Below are 22,086 nucleotides of genomic sequence, written 5' to 3' on the forward strand. Positions count from 1 at the left end.
TCGCGCTGGCCGGGGCCCGCCCCGGCGCCGGGGCCCGCGAGCTGCACACCGCCGGGCTCGTCACCGCCGTCGCGGTGGCCGGGCTGGCCGCGCTGGCCACGCCGCTGGTGGGCCTGCTGCTGCACCTGCCCGACCCGCGCACCGCGCTCTGGCTGGCCGTGCTGCTGGTGCCGCACCTCGTGGTCGGCGCGCACCTGGGCATCCTGCAGGGCACCGGGCGCTTCGCCCGGCTCGCCGCGGTGACCGTCGCCTTCACCGGGGCCAAGACCGTGGGCGCGGTCGTCGGCCTGCTGGCGTCGGGATCGCCGGCCGGCGCCCTGGGCGGGATGACCGCCGGCGCGCTCGTCGGAGCGACGGTCGGGTGGGTGGTCTGCGGGGCGCCCCGGCACGGCGCCGGGTGGCGCCCCCTGGCCAGGGCCGGGCTGCTCGCCGCCGCGGCGCTGCTCGGGTTCGTCCTGCTCAGCGGGCTCGACGTGCTGCTGGCCCGGCACTGGCTCAGCGCCGACGCCGCCGGCGAGTACGCCGTCGGGGCGATCATCGTCAAGGTCGTGTTCTGGCTCCCGCAGGGTGTCGGGGTGATCCTGCTGCCCCGCCTCGCCGACCCCGAGGACCGCAGACGGGCGCTGCCCGCGGCGCTCGGCGTCGTCGGCGGGATCGGCGCGGTGCTCACCCTGGGCACGGTCGTGGTCGGCGAGCGGGCGCTGCCGCTGATCGGCGGCGCCGCGTACGGGGCCGGGATCGGCGGGGCGGCCTGGGTGTTCGCCGCGCTCGGCACGCTGCTGGCGCTGGCCCAGCTGCTGCTGTACTCCGGGATCGCCGCGGCCGACCGGGTGCCCGGCGGCGCCGTCTGGCTGGCCGTCGGCGCCGAGACCGCGGCGGTCGCCGGCCTGGCCGCGGCCGGGTGGCTGTCGCCGACCTCGATCGCGGCGGCCGCGGCCGGCGTCGTGGCGGCACTGGTGGTGATCGGCGTCCTGCGCCACGCGGGCGCCGTCGCCCGACCGGTCGCGGGTCGATGAGGGCCCTCGTCACGCGGCGCTACCATCCGCCCATGTCACCCAGCGCGGGTCTGCCGGCCCGTTCCGCGTCGCCCCGTCGATGGGTCCGCCGGGCCGCGGCGGTGGCGCTGGCCGCCCTCGCGGTGCTCCCGGCCGCCTGCTCCGGCGGGCCGGAGGAGCCCGCGCTCCCCAACGCGATCGAGCTGCTGTCCCGCGGCGCCGACGCGATGCGCACGGTCACCAGCGCGGCGGTCGACATCGCCATCGACCCGACGGTGACCTCGGTGCCGATCCGCAGCGCGAACGGCACCATCACCGCCGACGGCCAGGCCGAGGGCACCGCCGTGCTGACGCTGGGCGGCGGCGCGCCCCTGGAGTACCAGCTGGTGGTCACCGGCGACGTGCTCTACCTCAAGGGCCCGACCGGCGGGTACAGCCCGCTGCCGCTGGCCTCCGCGGCCGCGATCTACGACCCGACCGCCATCCTCGACCCCGAGCGCGGCACGGCGGCCCTGCTGGCCGGCGCCGACCAGGGCACCACGCAGGCGCGCGAGGTCACCGAGGGGGTCGATTCGTTCAAGGTGGCGGCGACGTTCCCCGCCGAGCGGGTCGCGACGCTGGTGCCCGGGGTGACCGAGGCCGTGCCGGGGGTGGTCTGGCTGGACGCGGTCACGTCCCGGCTGGTGCGCGCCGAGCTGGAGCTGCCCGACGGGCCGGCCGGCGCGGGTGGCCCGGTCAGCGTGCGCATGTCCGAGTACGACGCGCCCGTCTCCATCACCCCGCCGGCCTAGGAGCTGCCCGTGCCCGCAGTGCCCGCCGCAGTGCCGGCCGCAGCCACCGCGCGTCCGCGGGTCGCCGTCGGGGTCGGCGCGGCCGCGGTGCTGCTGGCCGCGCTGGACGCCTACGTCGTCGTCACGCTGCTGGTCGAGATCATCGTCGACCTGGCGCTGCCGCTGAACCGGCTGGAGCGGGCGACCCCGCTGGTCACCGGCTACCTGCTGGGCTACGTCGCGGCGATGCCGCTGCTCGGGCAGCTGTCGGACCGGATCGGGCGGCGCACCGTCGTGCAGGCGTGCCTGCTGGGGTTCGCGGTCGGTTCGGTGATCACCGCGCTCGGCACGAGCCTGTGGCTCGTCGTGGCCGGGCGGGCGCTGCAGGGCATCGCCGGCGGCGCGCTGCTGCCGGTGACGATGGCGATGGTGGGCGACCTGGTCGCCGAGCGGAAGCGCACCTTCTCCCTCGGCCTGGTCGGCGCCGCACAGGAGCTGGGCAGCGTGCTCGGCCCGCTCTACGGCGCCGCCGTCGCCGCGCTGATCGGCTGGCGCGGGGTGTTCTGGGTGAACCTGCCGCTGGCCGCACTGGCCATGGTGGCCGTGCACGTCGCACTCCCCCGGCGCGGCAGCACCGCGGGGCGGACCTCGCCCGCCGGTGGCGTCGACCTCGTCGGTGGCCTGCTGCTGGCCGCGGCGCTCGCGCTGCTGGTGGTCGGGCTCTACAACCCCGACCCGCAGCACTCGGTGCTGCCGACGTGGGGCTGGCCGGCCGTCGGCGCCGCGGTCGTCGCGCTCGTGGCGTTCGCGCTCTGGGAGTCCAGAGCGCGGGTCAAGCTGCTCGACCCCACCGGGATCGCCGGGCGGCCGTTCGCGGCCGGGCTCGTGGTGAGCTTCCTGGCCGGCACGGCGCTGCTGGTCACCCTGGTCGACGTGGAGCTGTTCGCGCAGACCCTGCTGGGCCGCGACGCCACCGGCGCGGCCCTGCTGCTGACCAGGTTCCTGGTCGCGCTGCCCGTCGGCGCCGTGCTGGGCGGGGTGATCGCGCCGCGCGTGGGCGACGCCGTCACCGGCGCGGTCGGCATGGCCGTCGCGGCGCTGGCCTACGCGCTGATGTCCACCTGGCCGGCCGACCCGCTGGGCGCCACCCGAGTCCCGGGGCTGTCGATGCTCGACAGCGACCTGGTGCTGGCCGGGCTCGGGCTGGGGCTGGTGATCGCGCCGGTGTCGGCGGCGGTGCTGCGCGCCGTCCCGTCGGACCGGCACGGCGTCGCCTCGGCCGCGGTGGTGGTCGCCCGCACGGCGGGCATGCTCGTCGGCGTGGCCGCGCTGACCGCATGGGGGCTGCACCGCTTCGCCGAGCTGACCGCGGGGCTGACCACCCCGCTGCCGATCAGCCCCACCGGCGGGGTCGTCGACCCGGTCGTCTACCAGCAGCAGCTGGCCACCTACACCGAGGCGGTCAACGGGGCGCTGCTGGTGCAGTACCGCGAGATCTTCGCGCTGACCGCCGCCTGCGCGGTCGTCGGTGCGCTCGTCTCGCTGGCGCTGGGCCGGGCCCGGCGCGCCCGGGCCTGAGCCGGTCTCAGCGCGCGGCGCCGGCGAAGCGGATCGGCTGGAACCGCACCGTCTCCCGGGCCACCCGCACCTCGCGCACCGTGATCTCGCCCCGCGCGCGCAGCGACCGCACCACCGCGTCGACCAGGCCCGGCGGGGCCGACGCCCCGGCCGTCAGCCCGACCACGCCGACCCCCTCCAGCCACGCCTGCTCGATCGCCGAGGCGTCCTCGACCAGGTGGGCCGGGGTACCGGCGCGGCGGGCCAGCTCGACCAGGCGCACCGAGTTCGACGAGTTCGCCGAGCCGACCACGAGCACCAGGTCGGCGTCGTCGGCGATCGCGGCCAGCGCGTCCTGGCGGTTGGTGGTGGCGTAGCAGATGTCGGCCCCGGCCGGGCCGCGCAGCGCCGGGAACCGGGCCCGCAGCGCCGCGACGATCTCGGCCGTCTCGTGCACCGAGAGCGTGGTCTGGGTCAGGTAGGACACCCGCTCCGGGTCGGCCACCCGCACGGTCGCCACGTCCTCGACCGACTCCACCAGCACCGTCGAGCCCGGGGCCTCGCCGAGGGTGCCCTCCACCTCCTCGTGCCCGGCGTGCCCGACCAGCACCACCGTGTCGCCGCGGGCGGCGAACCGGCGGGCCTCGACGTGCACCTTCGCCACCAGCGGGCAGGTGGCGTCGACGACCTCCATGCCCCGGTCCTCGGCGGCCTCCCGCACGGCGGGCGACACCCCGTGCGCCGAGAACACCACGGTGGCGCCGTCGGGCACCTCGTCCAGCTCGTCGACGAACACCGCCCCGGCCGCCTCCAGCTCGGCCACGACGTGCGCGTTGTGCACGATCTGCTTGCGCACGTGCAGCGGTCCGCCGCGTTCGGCCAGCAGGTCGCGCACGACGTCGATCGCGCGCTCCACCCCCGCGCAGAACGAGCGGGGGGCCGCCAGCAGGATCCGCCGCGGCGGATCGGGGTCGGTCATGGTTCCTCCGTCGGTGGGTGGGGTCGGGTCGAGTGTCTCCGGGATCGGTGGACCGCGCGCCCGGGACGGGCCACGGCAGTGGTCGGGGCAGGTCGCGGTAGTGCTCGGGTCGAGCCCGTCAGTGGTCGCGGCGCGCGATCAGGTGGGCCAGCGCCACCAGGTCGTCCACCGGGCCGGGCAGCGCCCGGATCCGCCGCAGCGCGGCGGCGAGCAGCAGTTCGACCTGCTCGCGGCACCAGTCGGCGGCCCCGCTGCGCTCCACCAGGCCGGCCGCCCTGCGCACCTCGTCCGCCCCCGGCTCCTCCGCGCGGGCGTAGAGGTCGGCCAGCTCGGCCCCCTCCGGCGTGCCGGACGTGAGCGCGGCCACCACCGGCAGGCTCTTCTTGCGGTGGCGCAGGTCGTTGCCGACCGCCTTGCCGGTGACCCGCGGGTCGCCCCAGATGCCCAGCAGGTCGTCGACGAACTGGAACGCCAGCCCCAGGTCGCGCGCGGCGCGGTCGAGCAGGTCGACCTCCTCCCGCCCGGCGCCGGCCAGCAGCGCGCCGAGCGCGGCCGAGCAGCCCAGCAGCGACGCGGTCTTCCCGCCCGCCATCTCCAGGCAGCGGGCGACGTCGACCACCGCGACCCGCTCGAACTCCAGGTCGGCGAGCTGGCCGGCGACCAGGTCCTGCACGGCGGCCGACAGCACCCGCACCGCGTGCTCCGCCGCCGGGTGCCCGCTGCCCGCGAGCACGTCCATGGCCAGGGCCAGCAGCGCGTCGCCGGCCAGGATCGCCGGCCCGGTCCCGAACACCGTCCACGCGGTGGGCCGGTGGCGGCGGGTGACGTCGTCGTCCATGACGTCGTCGTGCAGGAGGGAGAAGTTGTGCACCAGCTCGACGGCGACGGCGCCCGGCAGGGCCGCGTCGACCCGACCGCCGACGGCGCCGGCCGCGGCGAGCACGAGGGCCGGGCGCACGGCCTTGCCGGAGCCCGCCGCGCACGGCGAACCGTCGGCCTCCAGCCAGCCCATGTGGTAGCCGGCGATCGGCACGACGGAGGCGGGCAGCGTGTCGATCGCCGCGCGCAGCGCCGGGTCGACCACCGCCCGGCAGGCCCGCAGCACCTCGCCCGCCCCGACCCGCAGGTCGCGGTGCGGCTCGCGGGGGCGCGGGACCCCGGCCCGCACCGGGTGCGCGGTGGTCATCGGTCCTCCCACGCCGGGCCGACCTGGACGTCCTCCAGCGCGGCGACCGTGCTGTGGGCGCTGACCAGGTCGCTCGCCACGGCCCGGTCGTCGATCCCGGTGAAGCGCACCGGGAGCCCGGGCCCGTGCTCGTCGGGTAGCCCGGCGGGCCGCATCCCGACCACGCCGCCGGTGTCCTCGCCGGTGCGCAGGGCCGGCCGGGCCGCGCCGACCGGCAGGCTGGACGGCGGTGGGCGCTCCGGCGCCTCCAGCAGGGCCTCGGTCATGCTTCAGCCCCCGCGTCCCGGCTCGATGTTCTCCAGCACCGCCGGCGCGTCGGGGACGAGCGCGGCGGCGGAGTAGTTGGCGGTGGCGAGGTGGTTGATGACAGCACGCTCATCGATTCCCGTGAACCGGCCGTTCAACCCCGGCCGCACCTCGTCGGGCAGCCCGGTCCGGTGCAGGCCGATCACGCCCCGGGCTGCCGCGCCGGTGCGCGTCAGCAGCACGGAACCGGTGCGCGTACGACTGCCGGCTCACGGTGAGCACGCGCCGGCCTGCTCGAGCGGCTCGGTCACGATCATGTGGGCACCATCTCTTCATCGGAGCGGGTTCCACCCATCGCGGCGCAATTCTGCGCGGTTATCGAAATGGGGGCGACGAATGGTCGGGACGGGGCATTCGCGCACGGATCCGGCGCACGCGCGGGCTGACGCGGCCCCCATGGCCGCCGACGGCGGGGCCCTGCTGGGAAGCACGGGACGGGCGACCTCCTCGGACGGCTGACGGCTGCGGCGCGGCCGGACGGCCGCGACGGGCAGCGCACCGCTGCGCCGGCTCCGCGGTGACCTTTCCTACTGGCGCCGCACGGGGCCGGGAAGGCCCGCGCGACCGGTCGCACCCGATCGTGTCGTAATGCCCCGGTCGACCTTGACCATTTCCGGGGGCCGCATTCGGAGTTGCTTCCGATCGCGATTCCGGCCCGATCCCGGCCCCGTCCGAGTGGCCGCGCCGCCGGCGGTCCCGGTGTGCCTGGCCGCTGCACGAGCTGGACACCGCGGCCCAGGACATGCTCGACGTCGACGCGCTCGCGGCCCGCGACGTCGTCAACGACCCGATGGCCGCCCGCGTGCGGCAGTTCGAGAGGATCGCCGCCACCGATCTTCCGGCCGTGCGACGACCTCGCCCTGTCCGCCGAGGTGCACGACGTGCTGAGCGGCACGTGCGGGACCTGCGGGAGTGGATGTCCGGGATCCTGGAGTGGCACCGCAGGTGCGCGTGCTGCACCGAGGAGGAGCTGCGGCGCCCTCGACGGCGCTCCCCACCGGACCGACCCTGCCCGCCGCGGGCTGGTCGCCGACCTGCGCGCACCGGTGCCGCGCTGAACCCGGTGGTTCGGGCAGGATGGGCGCGTGCTCGACCCAGCGGACCGGGACGGACCACCGGCGTTGCTGCTGCCCAGCGCCGGCCCGGAGCCCATCGCGTTCGACACCGCGCTGGCCGCGGTGCTCGGCTACGCCCGCGGCCGCCGGCCGATGCGGGTCCGCACCCCCGACGCCCCCCGCGGCCGCTGGGTGCCGATGCCCGCGTTCGGCTGGAGCCGGTTCGACACCTGGCCGGCCGACCCGCCCGGCGACGAGGGCGTGCTGATCGGGGAGGGCCTGCACGGCCGGCTCGACCGGGCGTCGTGGACGACCGTGCACGACGTCCTGGTGCGGGTCCGGCCCCTGGCCGAGGCCGCCGACGAGCGCGCCGCCGGGCGGGCGTTCTGGGACCTGCCCGACGACGAGCTGTCGGTGCTCGGCGAGCCGGGCACCGTCGGCGCGGCCCTGCGCGAGATCGGTCGGGCCGCCGGGGCGCACCTCGGGCACGTCTTCGCCGCGCTGCACCACCGCCGCCCGGCGCTCGTCCCGCACCTCACCCGCACCACGCGGCGCGCGCTGTGGCCGCATACCGAGGAGGGCGACAGCGACGTGCAGGCGGTGATCCTGCGCGAGCTGCGGGCCAACGCGGCCGCCATGACCGCACTGGAGACCGCGGTCGCGGCGCTCACCGGCGACGCCAGCCCCACCCGCCTGCGCCTGCACGACATCCTGCTGTGGCTGGCCAGCACCCTGCGCCTGGCCCACGCGGTCGAGCTGGGGCGCGACACCGAGGAATGGGCCGCGCGGGCCGGGCCGCGGACGGCGGCCCGACCGGGTTAGCCGATCCGGGCCTGCACCTCGCGGACGGTCCCGGCGGGGTCGACGCCGTGGTCGCGCGACTCCGGGACGACCACCAACTCGGCCCCCGGCATCGCCGCGGCGAGCCGCTCGGCGGCGGTGACGAGCAGCGGCATCGTCGGGTCGCCGCGCAGGATCGTCGTCGGCACGCCGACGGCGAGCATCGCGGCGGTCGGCGTCGACAGCGACGCGACCAGCCGGTGGTCGTAGGCGGTGGTCCGGGCGAGCGGGAGCATCTCGGCGAAGGCGGGCGACGCGCGCAGCGCCTCGACCGCCTGCTCCGGCAGGCCAACGGCCTCGCCCAGGAACAGCCGGACGGCCTGCTCGTCGTGGCCCTGGTCGACCAGGGCCTGCAGCCGGGTCGCGAGGTCGGCGGCCGGCTCGGCCCGCCCGAACCGCAGCGGGGGCTCGGACAGGAACAGGTGGGTCACGGGCACGCCCCCGGCCGCCGCGAACAGCGCGAGGACCGCGCCCGCGGAGTGGCCGAGGACGACCGCGTCCCCGCCGACCGCGTCGATGACGGCGTGCAGGTCCTCGGCCTCCCGCTCGGGCGCGTACGGCGCGGTGTCGCCGCTGGCGCCCCGGCCGCGCCGGTCGTAGGTGACGCCCTGCAGGCCGGCCCGGGCGAACGCGGCGGCCAGCGGGGCGGCCGCTGCCGCCGTCGCGAGCGCACCCCCGACGAAGACCACCGGTCGTCCGGTTCCGAACCGGTGGTAGGCGATCGGGGTGCCGTCGGCGGATCGCACGTGCTGAGTCGGGCGCTCGGTCACGGAAACATCCATGCACCGACCGTGACACGACCCGCGGACAGATCCGGTCCGCTATCCGTGCGGCTGTGCGGCTACTTCTCCGGTTGGTCCTTGGTGCGGTGCAGCAGCCAGTCGCTCGCGGTCCGGATCAGCGCGTACCGAACGGCGCCGGCGCGGCCGTGCAGGGTGAACAGCAGCCGGCGCTCGGTGCGATCGTGCTCCTCCCACCAGCCGGTATCGGCGATCGACTTGTCGGCGTCGGTGTAGGTGAGGTGGTCGAGGTCGTGGTCGGGAACCGCGACGGCGAGCCGGTTGCGCGCCGGGTCGTCGGGCAGGCCGCGGGGCACGGCCCACGAGCGCAGCACCCCGCCCTCCTCCAGCCGCAGGTCGAAGTGGTGGCGCGGGCGGCGGTGCTCGTGCAGCACGAACGCCGGTCCCGGAGCACCCACACCGGCGAGCTTAGGCGCGCGGCTCATCCGCCGGGCGCCGAGCTCGCGGTGACCACCGGCTCCGCGGGCTGCGAGGACACACCGGGCGCTGCGTGACGCAGCTGGGCCTGCGAGGACGCGGCGCGCAGCACCGGGTGGGTCTCGCAGCACGGGGTGGGTTGTCGCAGCGAGCCGGCGGACTGCGAGGACACACCCGGCACTGCGTGACGCAGCTGGGCCTGCCAGGACGCGGCGGGGTGCGGCGCGCAGCACCGGGTGGGGCGCGCAGCGCCGGGTGGGGCGCGCAGCGCGGCGTGGGTTGTCGCAGCGAGCCGGCGGGCTGCGAGGACACACCCGGCACTGCGTGACGCAGCTGAGCCTGCCAGGACGCCGCGGGGTGCGGCGCGCAGCACCGGGTGGGGCGCGCAGCACCGGGTGGGGCGCACAGCCCGGCGTGGGTTGTCGCAACGAGCCGGCGGACTGCGAGGACACACCCGGCACTGCGTGACGCAGCTGGGCCTGCCAGGACGCGGCGGGGTGGGGCGCGCAGCGGCGGGTGGGGCGCGCAGCGCGGGGTGGGGTGTCGCAGCGGGCCGGCCGGGCGTGGCAGCGGGACTCATCCGGCCGGGCGCGGAGTTCACCCTTCGGTAAGGGATGACGGGGCTGCGCGGGGTCCGGCGCTGGAGGACGATCGACGGGTCGGGGGGAGCCGATCATGGTCGTCAGTCGGCGGGCGGTGCTCGGTGCCGCCGCGCTCGGGATCGCTGGGTTGGCCGGATGCACGGTCGCGGGGGCGGCCACCGGGCCGTCCACCGGGCCGCCTACCGGGCCGCCTACCGGGCCGGCGGCGGCGCCGGGCATGCCCGACCAGCCGCCGCCGGACTGGGAGGGGCTGCGCTCCCGGCTCACCGGCGCCCTGGTGCTGCCCGGCGATCCGGGCTACGACACCGCGCGCCTGTCGCACAACACGCTGTTCGACGGGCGGCGCCCGGCCGCGGTCGCCGCCTGCGCGAACCCCTCCGACGTGCAGGCCTGCCTGGAGTTCGCGCGCGGGGCCGGGGTGCCGGTCGCGGCACGCAGCGGCGGGCACAGCTACGCGGGCTACAGCGTCCCCGACGGCGGTCTGGTGATCGACGTGGCGGGCATGGCCGGAGTGGAGATCGCCCCGGACGGCTCCGCCACGATCGGCGCGGGCGCCCGGCTCGGTGACGTCTGCGCCGCGGTCGGCGGCGCCGGGCGCGCCCTCCCGGCCGGCTCGTGCCCCAGCGTGGGCGTCGCCGGGCTGACCCTCGGCGGCGGCATCGGCGTGCTCACCCGCGCCTACGGGCTGACCTGCGACCGGCTCGTCTCGGCGCGGGTCGTCACGCCCGACTCGACCCTGCGCACCGTCTCCGAGCGCGAGGACCCCGACCTGTTCTGGGCGCTGCGCGGCGGGGGCGGCGGCAACGCGGCCGTGGTCACCTCGTTCACGTTCGCCACCGAGGCCGCCCCGACGGTCACCGTGTTCTCGCTGCGCTTCCCCGCAGGCGCCGCGGCCGACGTGCTGCCGGCCTGGCAGGCGTGGGCGTCGGCGGCGCCCGACGAGCTGTGGTCGACCTGCGCGCTCAGCTCGGGCTCACCGCCCGGGGCGCGCATCGCCGGGTCGTTCCTCGGCGGGGAGAGCGCCTGCCGCGACCAGCTCGCAGGGCTGCTGGCCGGCGTGCCCGCGCCCACCTCGCAGGTCGTTTCCACGAAGGACTACCTCGCCGCGATGCGGTGGTTCGCCGGCAGCAGCGATCGCGAGACGTTCGTGGCCTCCTCCCGGGTGCTGCCCGCTCCCCTGCCCGACCCGGCGGCGCTGGTCGCGCTGCTCGACCGGCCCCGCGGCATCGCCGTACTGCTGGACACGCTCGGCGGCGCGGCCGGGCGCGTCGACCCGGCCGCGACCGCCTTTCCGCACCGCACGGCGTTCGCCAGCGCCCAGGTCTACGCCTCGGCGGCCGGCGACCCGGCGCCGCCCACGACCGCCGTGGCCGAGGTCCGCGACGGCCTCGGCGCGCTGACCGGGACCACCGGGTACGTCAACTACATCGACCCCGGGATGCCGGACTGGGCCGAGGCGTACTACGGGGCGAACCTCCCGCGGTTGCGGGAGACCGTCGCCCGCTACGACCCCGACCGCGTCCTCGCCTTCCCCCAGTCCGCCGACGCCTGACCACCCCCGAAGCACCCGTCGAGAACGACGTTGTCGTCAGATTGGACCGGTCCAATGAACGACAAGTTCGTTTTCGACGGGGCCGCGGGGGCGGGGGCGTGTCAGGACGGGGCCCGGTCCAGGAACCCGAGCACCGCGTCGCGCACGACCGCAGGCTGCTCCAGCTGCGGCAGGTGGCCGGCGCCCGGCACGATCTCCAGCCGGGAGTCGCGCAGCCGCGAGGTGAACTCCTCGGCGTAGGCGGGGTGGACGAGCGCGTCCCGCTCGCCCCATACCAGCAGCGTCGGCGCGCTCACCCGGTGGATCCGCCTGCTCAGCCCCTTGTCCGGGATCGGCCAGATGAAGTGCAGGACGCTCGCCATCCGCATCGCGGTCTCGAAGCGGGCCTGCGGGTCGTCGACGGGTGGGACCAGCAGGGCGGCCAGCGGGCTGGACGGGTCGGCCAGCACGAGCCCGGGCAGCGCGTCGGGCGGGATCGCGGCGATGTCCGGGACCGGGTGGTCGTCGCGCCAGAACCCGATCGGCGCGATCAGCACCAGCCGGGAGACCCGCCGCGGGCTGTTCGCGGCCAGTTCGGCGGCCACCATCCCGCCGAACGAGTGCCCGACGACCTGCACGGCGTCGAGCCCCAGCACGTCGAGCAGCTCGTCGTAGAACAGCACGAGCTCCCAGATCCCGGGCAGGTGCGCCAGCGCCTCGTCGGAGCCCGCGCCGCCGGGGTGCTCCACGGCGTGCACGGTGTGGTGGGCCGCCAGCGACTCCAGGAACGGGTCCCAGAACAGCCCGCCGGCACCGTGCAGGAACAGCACCGGCGAGCCGCTGCCGGCCACCAGGACGCGGGCCCGGACCGGACCGACCTCGACGATGCGCTCGGCGACGTGCGCGGGCAGGGCGGGTGCGGTGGTCGTCATCGTCGGACCCTCCTCATGCCTGGGCGCCGGACGGCGCGGTGACGGAGCGGACGGCGGCCCCGGCGGGCCACCAGTGGTGGGTCCAGCCCTCGGCGTCCCAGATCCCGCGGATGCGCGGCATGACCTCCTCGGCGAAGAGCGTGATGTTCTTCTTCGTCAGCTCGTGGGGCATCGACCCGATCTGCAGCAGGGCGTGCAGGTTGCCCACCCGCAGCGTCTTCGCCACCTCGATGAGCCGGTCGGCGACCGTGGCCGGGCTGCCGGCGATGATGAACCCCTCCTCGTTGAGGACCTTCCAGTTCTTCTCCAGCGCGGCGGCGGCGGCGATGGCGCCGGGCTGGTCGGTCTTGATCGCGAACTCGGTGCTGCGCCGGGTGCGGTAGCCGGGTGCCTCGAAGAAGTACGGCGGGATGTGCAGGCACTTGTTGAAGAAGTACGTGACGTGCTCGAGGTACTCCTTCTCGGCGCGCTCGTCGGTCTCGGAGACGCAGATCTGCTGGGCGAACCCGGCCCGGAACGGGTTGCGCTCGACGCCGAGCTCGTCCATCTTCGCCCAGAACCCGTCCATCAGCTTGCGGCCGAACTTCGCCCCGAAGAACGACAGGTAGCTGTAGGTGTAGTCCTTGGCCGCGGCCAGCTCCCAGGTCTCCACCGACCCGCCGCCGGCCAGCCACACCGGCGGGTGCGGCTTCTGCAGCGGCTGCGGCCACGGGTTGACGTAGCGCAGCTGGTTGTAGGTGCCGTTGAAGCTGAACGGGCCGGGCTGCGTCCAGGCCTTGATGATCAGTTCCTCGGCCTCGCGGAAGCGCGGGCGGGTCTGGGTCGGCGCGATGCCGTAGCAGAAGTTGACGTCCATCGAGGTGCCGACCGGGAACCCGGCGGCGAGCCTGCCGTTCGACAGCACGTCGAGCATCGCGAACTCCTCGGCCACCCGGGTGGCCGGCGAGTACAGCGCGAGCGTGTTGCCCAGCACCATGATCGCGCTGTCGTTGGGGGTTCGCCGGGCGAGCGCGGCGGCCATCAGGTTCGGCGAGGCCATGAAGCCGTAGCCGTTCTGGTGGTGCTCGTTGACCCCGACGCCGTCGAAGCCGAGGCGGTCGGCCAGCTCCAGCTCGTCGAGGTTCCACTGGTAGTACTGGGCGACCTTGCGGGGGTCGCACAGCTCCGAGTTCGGTGGGGTGACCCAGATGCTCTCGTAGCGCTGCTCGAAGTCGGCCGGGAGGTCCCGGTAGGGCATCAGGTGGAAAAAGATCGACTTCATCGTCCGCTCTTCCCCTTCCTGTTCACTTGTGGCCTCGCCCTGCACCCCCATCCTGACCGGGCCCATCCCGGCGATGTCCAGACCGCCGACCGTGCTTGGGCCGGATGCCCGCGGCGCGGATCAGCCGAACAGCCCGTCCAGCGGGCGCGGGCGGCCCAGGTGGAAGCCCTGCCCGTCGTCGACGCCCAGCTCGCGCAGCACGTCCACCAGCTCCGGGCGGTCGACCTGCTCGGCGACGGTGCGCATGCCGAGCCGCTGGGCGACCCCGACGACCGCGCTCACCAGCGCCCGGTCGACCGGGTCGGTGTCGAGGTGGCGGACGAACTCGCCGGCGATCTTCACCGCGGTGAACGGCAGGTGCTTGAGGTGGGAGAACGACCCGAACCCGGCGCCGAAGTCGTCGAGGGAGAACCCGCACCCCGCCCCGGTCAGCTGCCCGACCAGGCGCTTGGCGGCGTCCAGGTTGGTGATGGCGGTCGTCTCGGTGATCTCCAACCCGAGCCGGTGCGGTTCGACCGAGCGCTCCCGCAGCTGGGCGAGCACCCAGGCGCCCAGGTCGTCGTCCTCGAGGGAGCGTGCCGAGACGTTCACCTCGAGGCGCAGGTCGCGGGCGCGGGCGGCCGGCTCGGCCAGGGTCCGCACGGCCCGGGCGAGCACCCAGCGGTCCAGGCGCAGCACCAGGTCGGTGCGCTCGGCGGCGGGCAGGAACTCGGCCGGGCCCAGCACGGGGGCCAGGCCGTCGCGCAGCCGGATCAGCAACTCGCTGCGCCCCGGGTGCCCGGTGGCCAGCTCGACGATGGGCTGCGCGTCCAGCTCCATCGTCCCCTCGTCCAGCGCGTCGCCGACCCGCTGCAGCACCCCGACCCGGGCCACCGCCTGCCGGTACTGGTCGGGGGCGAACAGCCGGGCCCGGTTGCGCCCGGCGTCCTTCGCCGCGTAGAGCGCCAGGTCGGCGCGGGCGAGGCTGGCCTCGACGCCGTCCCCGCACTCCACCGCGACCACCCCGACGCTGACGGTCACCCGCACCGCCGACTGGCCCTCGACCAGGACCGCCTCGCCGGCCACGGCGTCGCACAGGCGCTCGGCCAGCGCGATCCCCGCCGCCGGGTCGCAGCCCGGCAGCACGGCCGCGAGCTCGTCCCCGCCCAGCCTGCCGAGCAGCGCACCGGCCCCCAGCCGCGCGGCCACCGTCTCGGCGACGCGCCGGATCACCCGGTCGCCCACCGCGTGCCCGCGCAGGTCGTTGACGTCCTTGAAGTGGTCGACGTCGAGCAGCAGCAGCGTGGCCCCGGCCGGGTCGGCCGCGCACCGCGCCAGCCGCGCGGTGATCCCCCGCCGGTTCGCGATGCCGGTCAGCGGGTCGTGCTCGGCGAGGTAGGCCAGCTCGGTGCGGGCGCGGTGCTCCTCGGTCACGTCGCGGGCGGTCCCCAGCACCCGCAGCGGGCGGCCGTCGGCGCCGCGGAAGACCTCGCCGTGGCACTCGAAGATCCGCTCGACGGCCCCGCCGACCACCATCCGGTGGGTGTAGGTGAACGGCAGCCCGGTCGTCATGCCCTCGGCGATCGCGGCGTCGATCATCGCCAGGTCGTCGGGGTGGACCAGCGCGCGGAAGGCGTCGAAGTCCAGCACCTCCCCGACCGGGCGGCCGAACATCGCCAGCAGCGCCTCTGACCACTCCAGCCGGCCGTCGGCCACGTGCCACACCCACGAGCCCATCCGGGCCAGCGCCTCCAGGCGGTCCAGGCGCCAGTGCGGCTCGGCCATGCCGATCGGCCGCGCGCCGTTGACCGGGGCGGGGAGCTCGACGACCTCGAAGAGCACGCGGGGAGGGGTCAGCGGCGTGCGGGTGACCTCCCAGAGCCGCTGGCCCCCGGCCGGCGGCGACCAGCGGACCGAGCGGCGCACCGCACCCGGCGGCACCCCGGTCAGCAGGCGCACGGGGGCGCCGTCCGCGGTCCACGAACCGCCGTGCGCCTCGACCAGCGCCTGCGCGGCGGCGTTGCACCACTCGACCGCGCCGTCGCCGACGACGACGAGGCCCACGCTCAGCCGTTGCGCGATCTCGCTCGCGGTCGCCGCCCCATCCACCTGCACCCTCCGACCTCCCGGGACCGGATTGTGGCGCCCCGCGCCGCACCCGTGCCGGTCGACGGGTACCACGACCGGGTGTCGTACCCGAGGTGACACCGCTCCTACGCAGCGTCGTGACCTGCCAGGGCCTCAGGGAGGCGCTAGTCGGCGGGCCGCAGCTCCGCCCGCCGTCCGGTCAGGTACCGGCGCTCGGCCTCGTTGCCGGTCTGCGCCACGGCCAGGTCGTAGGCCGCCGCGGCCTCCGCGTCGCGGCCCAGCCGCCGCAGCAGGTCGGCGCGCAGGGCCGGCAGGTACCGGTACCCGGCCAGCCGGCCGCCGCGGTCGAGCGCCTCGACCAGGGCCAGCCCGGCCGCCGGCCCGTCGACCATCGCCACCGCCACCGCCCGGTTGAGCGCCACGACCGGCGTCGGCCACACCCGGGCCAGCGCGTCGTAGAGCCGCAGGATCTGCGCCCAGTCGGTGGCCTCGTAGGTGGGGGCCGAGGCGTGCAGCGTAGCGATGGCGGCCTGCAGCGCGAAGCGGCCGGCGGGCCCGCCGCGCAGCGCCCCGACCACGAGCGCGTCGGCCTCGGCCACGAGCTCGCGGTCCCAGGCCGAGCGGTCCTGCTCGGAGAGCAGCAGCAGCCGCCCGTCGGGCGCGGTGCGGGTGCCGCGGCGGGCGTGGTTGGCCAGCAGCAGCGCCAGCAGCCCGCGCACCTCGCGCTCGTCGGGCATCAGGGCGTGCAGCAGGCGGGCCAGCTCGACGGCGCGACCGGCCACGTCGTCGCGGGTGAGCGCGGGTCCCGCCGGGGCGGTGTGGCCGGTGGTGAACTGCAGGTGCACCGCGGCGAGCGCGGCGTCCAACCGGGCGGGGAGCTGGGCGGGCGGCGGCATCCGGAACGGGATGCCGGCCGCGACGATCTTCTTCTTGGCCCGGGTGAGGCGCGCGGCCATGGTCGCCACGGGCACCAGGAACGCCGCGGCGACGTCCGGGGTGGGCACGCCGCAGGCCAGCCGCATGGTGAGAGCGACCTGGGCCTCGGGGGCCAGCGCCGGGTGGCAGCACAGGAAGACCAGCCGCAGCCGGTCGTCGCCGAGGGCGGGGTGGTCGGGGTCGGACGGGGTGGCGGGCGGATCGGGCTCGACCAGCAGGTGCAGCTTGGTCCGCAGGGTGCCCGCCCGACGCAGGGCGTCCAGGGCGTTGTGCCGGGCGGCGGTGGTCAGCCAGGCCGCCGGGCGCGCCGGGATCCCGGAGCGGGTCCAGGAGCCCAGCGCGTCGGCGTAGGCGTCCTGGACGCACTCCTCGGCCAGGTCGAGGTCGCGGGTGACGCGCACCGTCGCGGCGAGCACGGCGGCCCACTCGCGGCGGTGCGCGTCGGCGACGGCCCGCCGCGCGGCCGCGTCCGACGGCGCGACGGGCCCGGGGGTCACACCGGCAGCAGCGGCCGCACCTCGACCGCCCCGTCCATGATCGGCAGCAGTCGACCGATGGCGACGGCCTGGTCGAGGTCGGCCGCTTCGACGACGAAGAACCCGGCGATGACCTCCTTGGTCTCCAGGAAGGGCCCGTCGGTGACCATGCCGTCGCGGTGGATCGTGCGGGTGGTCGAGGCCGGCTGCAGCGCCGGCTCGTACACCACGCGCGCGCCCATCTCGGCGATCCGGCCCTCGACGGCCATGTTGGCCTCCATGACCTCGGGCGGGATGTCGGCCGCCCCGCCGGGGAGTTCGGTCTCGTAGATCAGAATCGCGTACTGCGGCATCGCTCGTCCTGTCCGATCGGGGTCGCTCTCACCGGTTCGCGGGTCACCAGTTGCCGGTCTCGGGGCCCATCGCACCGTATTGGACCCCGCCGTCGCGGGCGTAGGTGCCGATCACGACGCCGGTGGCGGTCGTCGTCGCGCCGACGAGCCGCAGCCCCGCGGGCACCGTCCCTCCGCCGAACAGCCGCTTGCCCGTGCCCAGCAGCACCGGGAAGACGAGCAGGTGCAGCTCGTCGACGAGGTCGTGGGTGAGCAGCGCCTGCACCAGCCCGCCGCTGCCGTGCACCTGGATCTCCCCGCCCGGCTCGCGCTTGAGCGCGCCGACCGCCGCGCCGACTTCCCCTTCGAGCTGGGTGGCGTTCGCCCAGTGCAGCGTGCGCGGCGTGCGCGAGACGACGTGCTTGGGCAGCCCGTTCATCCGGGCGCCGATCGGATCGTCGGCCAGCGGCCAGGTCGCCGCGAAGATGTCGTAGGTCCGGCGCCCGAGCAGCAGCGCCCCCGCCCTCGCGGTCAGCTCCGCCATCAGCCCGAGCACCTGGTCGTCGATGCCGGGCACCGCCCACCCGCCGTGCTCGAACCCGCCGTCGCGGTCCTCGTCGGCGCCGCCGGGCGCCTGCACCACCCCGTCGAGCGTCGTGAACGCCGTCACCAGGAGCTTGCGCATGTCCGTTCCTCTCGTCGTGGGGCACCCGGACGGTGCTCCCGACGACTCGGCGAACGACCCGACCCGGAATCGACAGCCGGGGACGGGGGATCCGGATCAGCGCCGGCGGGTCGGGCCGATCCGGTGCAGCTCGTCGGCGATCGCCCAGAGCCGGCACGGCCAGACCGGCGACGCCGTGGTCGGGAAGCGGCACCCGCCGCAGTGGCCGGTGGTGTCCGGCACGTGCTCGCTCAGGATGGCGCCGACGGCGTCGGCCGACAGCGACCCCGCCAGCGCTTCGGCTATGCCGCGGATCGTCGTGGTCGCCTCGCTCGGGCCCGGATTCTGCACGGAACGCAGTGTGCCGGTCACGCACAGCTCGTGCAACTGGTAGATGCACGAGTTTCGTGCACGCGACGTTTGCACGTGCATATGTACTCACCGGTACTCCAGGAGGCGCTGACCTGCACTTGCCGTAACTCGGAGATCCCTCCCTCGAACAGGGATGCCACTCGATGTGACGATCGCACTGCCGTACGCAGCCCCACATCCCGTGCACGTGCATCTGGGATGTGCATCCTCGTTGTGCTAGCGTCGGCGTCGCACAAGGGCACCACGGCCTCGGGAGGCCATATGACGAGCGACGACAGCAACGGCCGTCCGGCATCGCTGTTCCCCGACGCGGTCTGGCGCAAGAGCAGCGCGAGCGGTCAGCTGGGCAACTGCGTGGAGGTCGCGATGCTCGGCAGCGGCGAGGTGGCGGTGCGCAACTCGCGCCACCCCTCCGGCCCGGCGCTCGTCTTCACGCCGGCCGAATGGTCAGCGTTCGTGGTCGGCATGCAGCGCGACGAGTTCGCCCTGCCCACCGGCCGGCCGGTCGCTCAGCTGGGCTGAGCACCGGCCCGTCCGCCCGGTCCGGGCCCCGGACCGGGCGGACGTCCGCGTGCGCGGGCTCAGATCTGCGAGAGCAGCTTCGCCAGGATCTGGCGCGAGCGGTCGGGCGTCTCGGCGTCGACCATCAACCGGTCCATCGCCCGGCTGTAGACCTCGATCTCGGCCAGCCCGTCGAGGTAGAGCGCACCGCTCATGTGCTCCACGTACACGACGTGGGGCAGTTCGGCCTCGGCGAAGCGCAGGATGGTGAACGGGTGCTCGGCCGCGTAGCCGCTGAGCTGGTTCGGCACCACCTGCACAGTGACGTTGGGCCGCTGCGCCATCTCCAGCAGGTGCTCCAGCTGGGCGCGGTGGACCTGCCGCCCACCGATCGGGCGGTGCAGCACCGACTCGTCGAGCACCACCCACAGTGACGGCGGCCGGACGCCGGTGAGGATCTTCTGGCGCTCCATGCGGAGCGCGATCCGCTTGCGCACCTCGTCGGGCACGTACTCCGGCCGGCCGCGCGTCGCGACCGCGAGCGCGTACTCCTCGATCTGCAGCAGACCCGGCACGAACTGCAGCTCGAAAGCCTGGATCAGCGACGCCGACTCCTCAAGGCCGACGAAGTCCTGGAACCAGTTCGGCATGACGTCGTTGTAGCGCCGCCACCACCCCGGCTGGTTGGCGTGCTTGACCATGTCCAGGAAGACGTCGCGCTCGGCCGCATCGCTGACCCCGTACATCGTCAGCAGATCGGCGACATCGCGTTCCTTGAACGCCACGCGGCCGAGTTCCATCCGCGACAGCTTGGAATCCGACGCCCGCACGGCGTAGGCCGCATCCGAGCGCGATATGCCGGCGCTCTCGCGCAGCCGCCGCAGCTGGGCGCCGAGCACCATCCGGCGCGCCGTCGCCCCGCGCGCCGACGTCGAGTCGCCGCCCGACACCTCGGGGCGCCCGTTCTCGGCCATCGCGTGCGAATCCCCCTCCGACCAGCCGGTCGACCAGGAGTGGTGGTGCCATCCTCTCGACAGGACCGCGCCGCCGCTACCGGCGCAGCGGGACCCTACACGCCACGGGCGGTGGCAGAAAGGTCACTGCCCGGGGTTAACGCGACGCGCTGCGTGGCCTAACATCACCTCCGCCGGCGGGCTGTCACCCACCAGGACACCGCAGGTCTTCCCCCCGACGACGACCCGTGACGAGGCGCCCCGGATGACCAGCACCGAAGATGTCGTACCGGCCTACATCGATGTCTCCAAGGCCAGCGTGGCCCGGGTGTACGACGCCTTCCTCAACGGCAAGGACAACTACGAGATCGACCGCGAGGTCCTGCGCCGGATCCAGGAGGTGGCCCCCGAGGCCACCCAGCTCGGATGGGACAACCGGGAGTTCCTGATCCGTTCCTCGCGGTTCATCGCGGCGCAGACCGGGATAACCCAGTACCTCGATTGCGGATCGGGTCTGCCGACCGCCGAGAACACCCACCAGATCGTGCAGCGGATCCGCCCGGACTCCCGCGTCGTCTACGTCGACAACGATCCCGTGGTGCTGGCCCACGGGCGCGCGCTGCTCGAGGAGAACGAGCAGACCCACCTCATCGGGGCCGACATCTTCGACCCGTCGGCCGTGCTGGACAACGAGGTGGTCCGCCAGCAGCTCGACTTCTCCGAGCCGATCGCGCTCTACCAGTGCGGGACGATGCACCATTACACCGGCGACCGGTACGCCGAGATCATGGCCACCTACATCGATGCCCTCCCGTCGGGCTCCTACGTCGCGCTCAGCCACTTCCTCGACCCGGAGACGGCCGAGCACAGCTCGCTGGCCCGGCGCATGGAGGACGTCTTCATCCACAGCCCGATGGGCAGCGGGGCGTTCCGCACCAGGGCGGAGATCATGACGATGCTCGACGGGCTGGAGCTGGTGGAGCCGGGGCTGGTCCGGTGCGCCGACTGGTGGCCGGACGGACCGCGGGTCAAGCCGATGTCCCCCGTCCAGTACTGCATCGCCGGGGCGGTCGGTCGCAAACCGTGACCACGCGGGCCCGGGGGCGGTGCGCGCCGCCGGACCGGCGGTGGGCACGATGGTGCATATGCGCCTTTCGACCACCAGACGCAGCCGGGCGGCCGCACCGGTCCTCGCACTGACCCTCGCCCTGGTCGCGGCGTGCGGCGGCACCACCGTCGCCGAGCAGCCCGCCCCCACGGCGGCCGCCGCGCCGCCCGAACTGCAGCGGACGAAGGTGGAGGTGCCCGCGGGCATCACCAACGACCGCTTCTCCGGCGAGCGCTTCGCGCTCATCCCGCCGGGCTGGTCGATCGCCGTGTGGGCCGACCTCGACGAGGCGCGCCACGCCGCGTGGGCGCCCGACGGCGCGCTGCTGGTGTCGCGCCCGGAGGGCGGCGAGGTCGTGCGGCTCACCCCGCGGGCCTCCGGACCGGCCACCGCCTCGGTGCTGCTGCGCGACCTGCGCCAGCCGCACGGGCTGGCGTTCGACGGCGACACCCTGTACGTGGCCGAGAGCGACGAGATCCGCTCGTACACCTACGCCGATGGTGCGGCCACGGGCGGCGACCTCGTCGTCGGCGACCTGCCCGACGCCAAGGACGGCCAGCTGGGCGGGGCGTACGCGCACGCGCTGAAGTCCCTCGCGCTGGGCCCGGACCGCTCGCTGTACTTCTCCATCGGCTCCAGCGGCAACATCACCGAGGAGGACCGCGAGTCCGACCCGGAGGCGGCGTCGATCATGCGGATCCCGCCGGGCGGTGGCGAGCCCGAGGTGTTCGCGCGCGGCGTGCGCAACGGCACCGCGATGGCCGTCGCCCCCGACGGCGCGCTGTGGACCGCGGTGAACGGCCGCGACGACGTCGCCTACCCGTACGACCGCGAGTACCCCGGCAGCTTCGCCTCGGCACAGGGTGAGGTCCTGGAGAGCTACGTCGCCGACCACCCGGCCGAGCCGGTGGCCAAGCTGACCCCGGGGCGCGACCTGGGCTGGCCGTACTGCAACCCGGACCCCGACGTCGAGCCCGGCGTCCCCGGTTCGCCACTGGACCACACGGCCCCGCCCTACGTCGCCGACTACGAGACCAACGAGGACGGCGAGGTGTTCGACTGCGGCAAGCTCGCACCGGTCGAGCAGAGCCTGGGCGCCCACTCGGCGCCGCTGGGCATGTCGTTCACCACGCTGCCGGCCCCGTACGGCGAGGGCGCGCTCGTCGGCGTGCACGGATCGTGGAACCGCACGCCGCCGCGGGCGCCGGAGGTCTCGTTCTTCCCGTACGCGAACGGCGAGCTCGGCGCGCAGCAGACGCTGGTCGGCGGGTTCCAGGGCACCGACGGCGAGCGCTGGGGCCGGCCGGTCACCGCGATCCCCGGTCCCGACGGCGCCGTCTACATCACCGACGACGACGCCGGCGCGGTCTACCGGCTGGCCCCGCCCGGCATCTAGATCGGCGATCTCCGTTCCGGAGACCGGCGCGGCCTGGTAGTGACGAGGGC

21 protein-coding genes and 1 pseudogene are annotated in these 22,086 nt (G+C 75.3%); 8 read left to right on the forward strand and 14 right to left on the reverse strand.

Features of this window, described 5'->3' with window-relative positions:
• The 3 genes from KIK08_RS13015 to KIK08_RS13025 all read left to right on the forward strand — a co-directional run.
• Positions 1 to 1,016 (forward strand): polysaccharide biosynthesis protein (locus KIK08_RS13015; protein ID WP_214403359.1); only part of this gene is annotated, 1,016 nt, incomplete at its 5' end.
• Between the two features lie 32 nt (positions 1,017 to 1,048).
• Positions 1,049 to 1,786 carry an LppX_LprAFG lipoprotein gene (locus KIK08_RS13020; protein ID WP_214403361.1) on the forward strand — a complete coding sequence of 246 codons (738 nt, stop codon included), beginning with the start codon at positions 1,049 to 1,051 and terminating at the stop codon, positions 1,784 to 1,786.
• Positions 1,787 to 1,795: 9 nt separating this feature from the next.
• The gene (locus KIK08_RS13025; protein ID WP_308257611.1) at positions 1,796 to 3,343 is read left to right on the forward strand and encodes an MFS transporter; all 1,548 of its coding nucleotides are present in this window, start codon (positions 1,796 to 1,798) and stop codon (positions 3,341 to 3,343) included.
• 7 nt (positions 3,344 to 3,350) lie between these two features.
• On the opposite strand, the gene ispH is transcribed toward KIK08_RS13025, so the two are convergent.
• The 4 genes and pseudogenes from ispH to KIK08_RS13045 all read right to left on the reverse strand — a co-directional run.
• Complete coding sequence (ispH, locus tag KIK08_RS13030) at positions 3,351 to 4,301, reverse strand: 4-hydroxy-3-methylbut-2-enyl diphosphate reductase (protein ID WP_214403363.1); 951 nt, start codon at positions 4,299 to 4,301, stop codon at positions 3,351 to 3,353.
• A gap of 118 nt (positions 4,302 to 4,419) precedes the next feature.
• A complete protein-coding gene (locus tag KIK08_RS13035; protein WP_214403364.1) occupies positions 4,420 to 5,487 on the reverse strand; it encodes a polyprenyl synthetase family protein in 1,068 nt (355 codons plus the stop codon).
• Positions 5,484 to 5,753: a hypothetical protein gene (locus KIK08_RS13040; RefSeq protein ID WP_214403365.1), complete on the reverse strand. Its 270-nt coding sequence runs from the start codon at positions 5,751 to 5,753 to the stop codon at positions 5,484 to 5,486. Before KIK08_RS13040 ends, KIK08_RS13035 begins: the two co-directional genes overlap by 4 nt.
• A 3-nt stretch (positions 5,754 to 5,756) precedes the next feature.
• Positions 5,757 to 5,990, reverse strand: a pseudogene (locus KIK08_RS13045) (Crp/Fnr family transcriptional regulator); the annotation flags it as partial.
• 888 nt (positions 5,991 to 6,878) lie between these two features.
• Between KIK08_RS13045 and KIK08_RS13050 the strand changes: the two are divergent.
• On the forward strand, positions 6,879 to 7,670 hold the full coding sequence (locus KIK08_RS13050) for a hypothetical protein (protein WP_214403368.1): 792 nt from the start codon (positions 6,879 to 6,881) through the stop codon (positions 7,668 to 7,670).
• On the opposite strand, the gene KIK08_RS13055 is transcribed toward KIK08_RS13050, so the two are convergent.
• Positions 7,667 to 8,470, reverse strand: a complete 804-nt coding sequence (locus KIK08_RS13055) for an alpha/beta fold hydrolase (RefSeq protein ID WP_214403369.1) — start codon at positions 8,468 to 8,470, stop codon at positions 7,667 to 7,669. The two genes, KIK08_RS13050 and KIK08_RS13055, sit on opposite strands and share 4 nt — an antisense overlap.
• Positions 8,471 to 8,529: 59 nt before the next feature.
• On the reverse strand, positions 8,530 to 8,886 hold the full coding sequence (locus KIK08_RS13060; protein WP_308257612.1) for a DNA polymerase ligase N-terminal domain-containing protein: 357 nt from the start codon (positions 8,884 to 8,886) through the stop codon (positions 8,530 to 8,532).
• A 694-nt stretch (positions 8,887 to 9,580) separates the two neighbouring features.
• Between KIK08_RS13060 and KIK08_RS13065 the strand changes: the two genes are divergently transcribed.
• Complete coding sequence (locus tag KIK08_RS13065) at positions 9,581 to 11,059, forward strand: FAD-binding oxidoreductase (RefSeq protein WP_214403372.1); 1,479 nt, start codon at positions 9,581 to 9,583, stop codon at positions 11,057 to 11,059.
• 101 nt (positions 11,060 to 11,160) lie between these two features.
• On the opposite strand, the gene KIK08_RS13070 is transcribed toward KIK08_RS13065, so the two are convergent.
• From KIK08_RS13070 to KIK08_RS13100, 7 genes are all read right to left on the reverse strand, one after another.
• Positions 11,161 to 11,970 carry an alpha/beta fold hydrolase gene (locus tag KIK08_RS13070; RefSeq protein ID WP_214403374.1) on the reverse strand — a complete coding sequence of 270 codons (810 nt, stop codon included), beginning with the start codon at positions 11,968 to 11,970 and terminating at the stop codon, positions 11,161 to 11,163.
• Positions 11,971 to 11,983: 13 nt separating this feature from the next.
• Complete coding sequence (locus KIK08_RS13075; RefSeq protein WP_214403375.1) at positions 11,984 to 13,231, reverse strand: LLM class flavin-dependent oxidoreductase; 1,248 nt, start codon at positions 13,229 to 13,231, stop codon at positions 11,984 to 11,986.
• 120 nt (positions 13,232 to 13,351) lie between these two features.
• Complete coding sequence (locus tag KIK08_RS13080) at positions 13,352 to 15,325, reverse strand: putative bifunctional diguanylate cyclase/phosphodiesterase (protein ID WP_214403377.1); 1,974 nt, start codon at positions 15,323 to 15,325, stop codon at positions 13,352 to 13,354.
• A 137-nt stretch (positions 15,326 to 15,462) separates the two neighbouring features.
• Positions 15,463 to 16,731, reverse strand: coding sequence for an RNA polymerase sigma factor (locus KIK08_RS13085; RefSeq protein WP_214403379.1), 1,269 nt, complete (start codon positions 16,729 to 16,731; stop codon positions 15,463 to 15,465).
• On the reverse strand, positions 16,728 to 17,063 hold the full coding sequence (locus tag KIK08_RS13090) for a YciI family protein (protein ID WP_214403380.1): 336 nt from the start codon (positions 17,061 to 17,063) through the stop codon (positions 16,728 to 16,730). Before KIK08_RS13090 ends, KIK08_RS13085 begins: the two co-directional genes overlap by 4 nt.
• Positions 17,064 to 17,106: 43 nt before the next feature.
• Positions 17,107 to 17,727, reverse strand: a complete 621-nt coding sequence (locus KIK08_RS13095; protein WP_214403382.1) for a dihydrofolate reductase family protein — start codon at positions 17,725 to 17,727, stop codon at positions 17,107 to 17,109.
• Between the two features lie 96 nt (positions 17,728 to 17,823).
• On the reverse strand, positions 17,824 to 18,057 hold the full coding sequence (locus tag KIK08_RS13100) for a hypothetical protein (RefSeq protein WP_214403383.1): 234 nt from the start codon (positions 18,055 to 18,057) through the stop codon (positions 17,824 to 17,826).
• 282 nt (positions 18,058 to 18,339) lie between these two features.
• On the opposite strand from KIK08_RS13100, the gene KIK08_RS13105 reads away from it, so the two are divergent.
• Positions 18,340 to 18,600, forward strand: a complete 261-nt coding sequence (locus KIK08_RS13105) for a DUF397 domain-containing protein (RefSeq protein WP_214403385.1) — start codon at positions 18,340 to 18,342, stop codon at positions 18,598 to 18,600.
• Between the two features lie 59 nt (positions 18,601 to 18,659).
• Here the strand turns inward: KIK08_RS13105 and KIK08_RS13110 are convergent, their stop codons facing one another.
• Positions 18,660 to 19,553, reverse strand: coding sequence for a Sco1979 family transcriptional regulator (locus tag KIK08_RS13110; protein ID WP_214403387.1), 894 nt, complete (start codon positions 19,551 to 19,553; stop codon positions 18,660 to 18,662).
• Between the two features lie 244 nt (positions 19,554 to 19,797).
• On the opposite strand from KIK08_RS13110, the gene KIK08_RS13115 reads away from it, so the two are divergent.
• Together KIK08_RS13115 and KIK08_RS13120 are read left to right on the forward strand one after the other, a co-directional pair.
• Positions 19,798 to 20,619, forward strand: a complete 822-nt coding sequence (locus KIK08_RS13115; RefSeq protein WP_214403389.1) for an SAM-dependent methyltransferase — start codon at positions 19,798 to 19,800, stop codon at positions 20,617 to 20,619.
• Positions 20,620 to 20,677: 58 nt separating this feature from the next.
• Positions 20,678 to 22,036 carry a PQQ-dependent sugar dehydrogenase gene (locus KIK08_RS13120; RefSeq protein ID WP_214403390.1) on the forward strand — a complete coding sequence of 453 codons (1,359 nt, stop codon included), beginning with the start codon at positions 20,678 to 20,680 and terminating at the stop codon, positions 22,034 to 22,036.
• Positions 22,037 to 22,086: the final 50 nt, after the last annotated feature.

Origin of the sequence: Pseudonocardia lacus (assembly GCF_018531445.1) — a bacterium.
Taxonomy (GTDB): domain Bacteria; phylum Actinomycetota; class Actinomycetes; order Mycobacteriales; family Pseudonocardiaceae; genus Pseudonocardia; species Pseudonocardia lacus.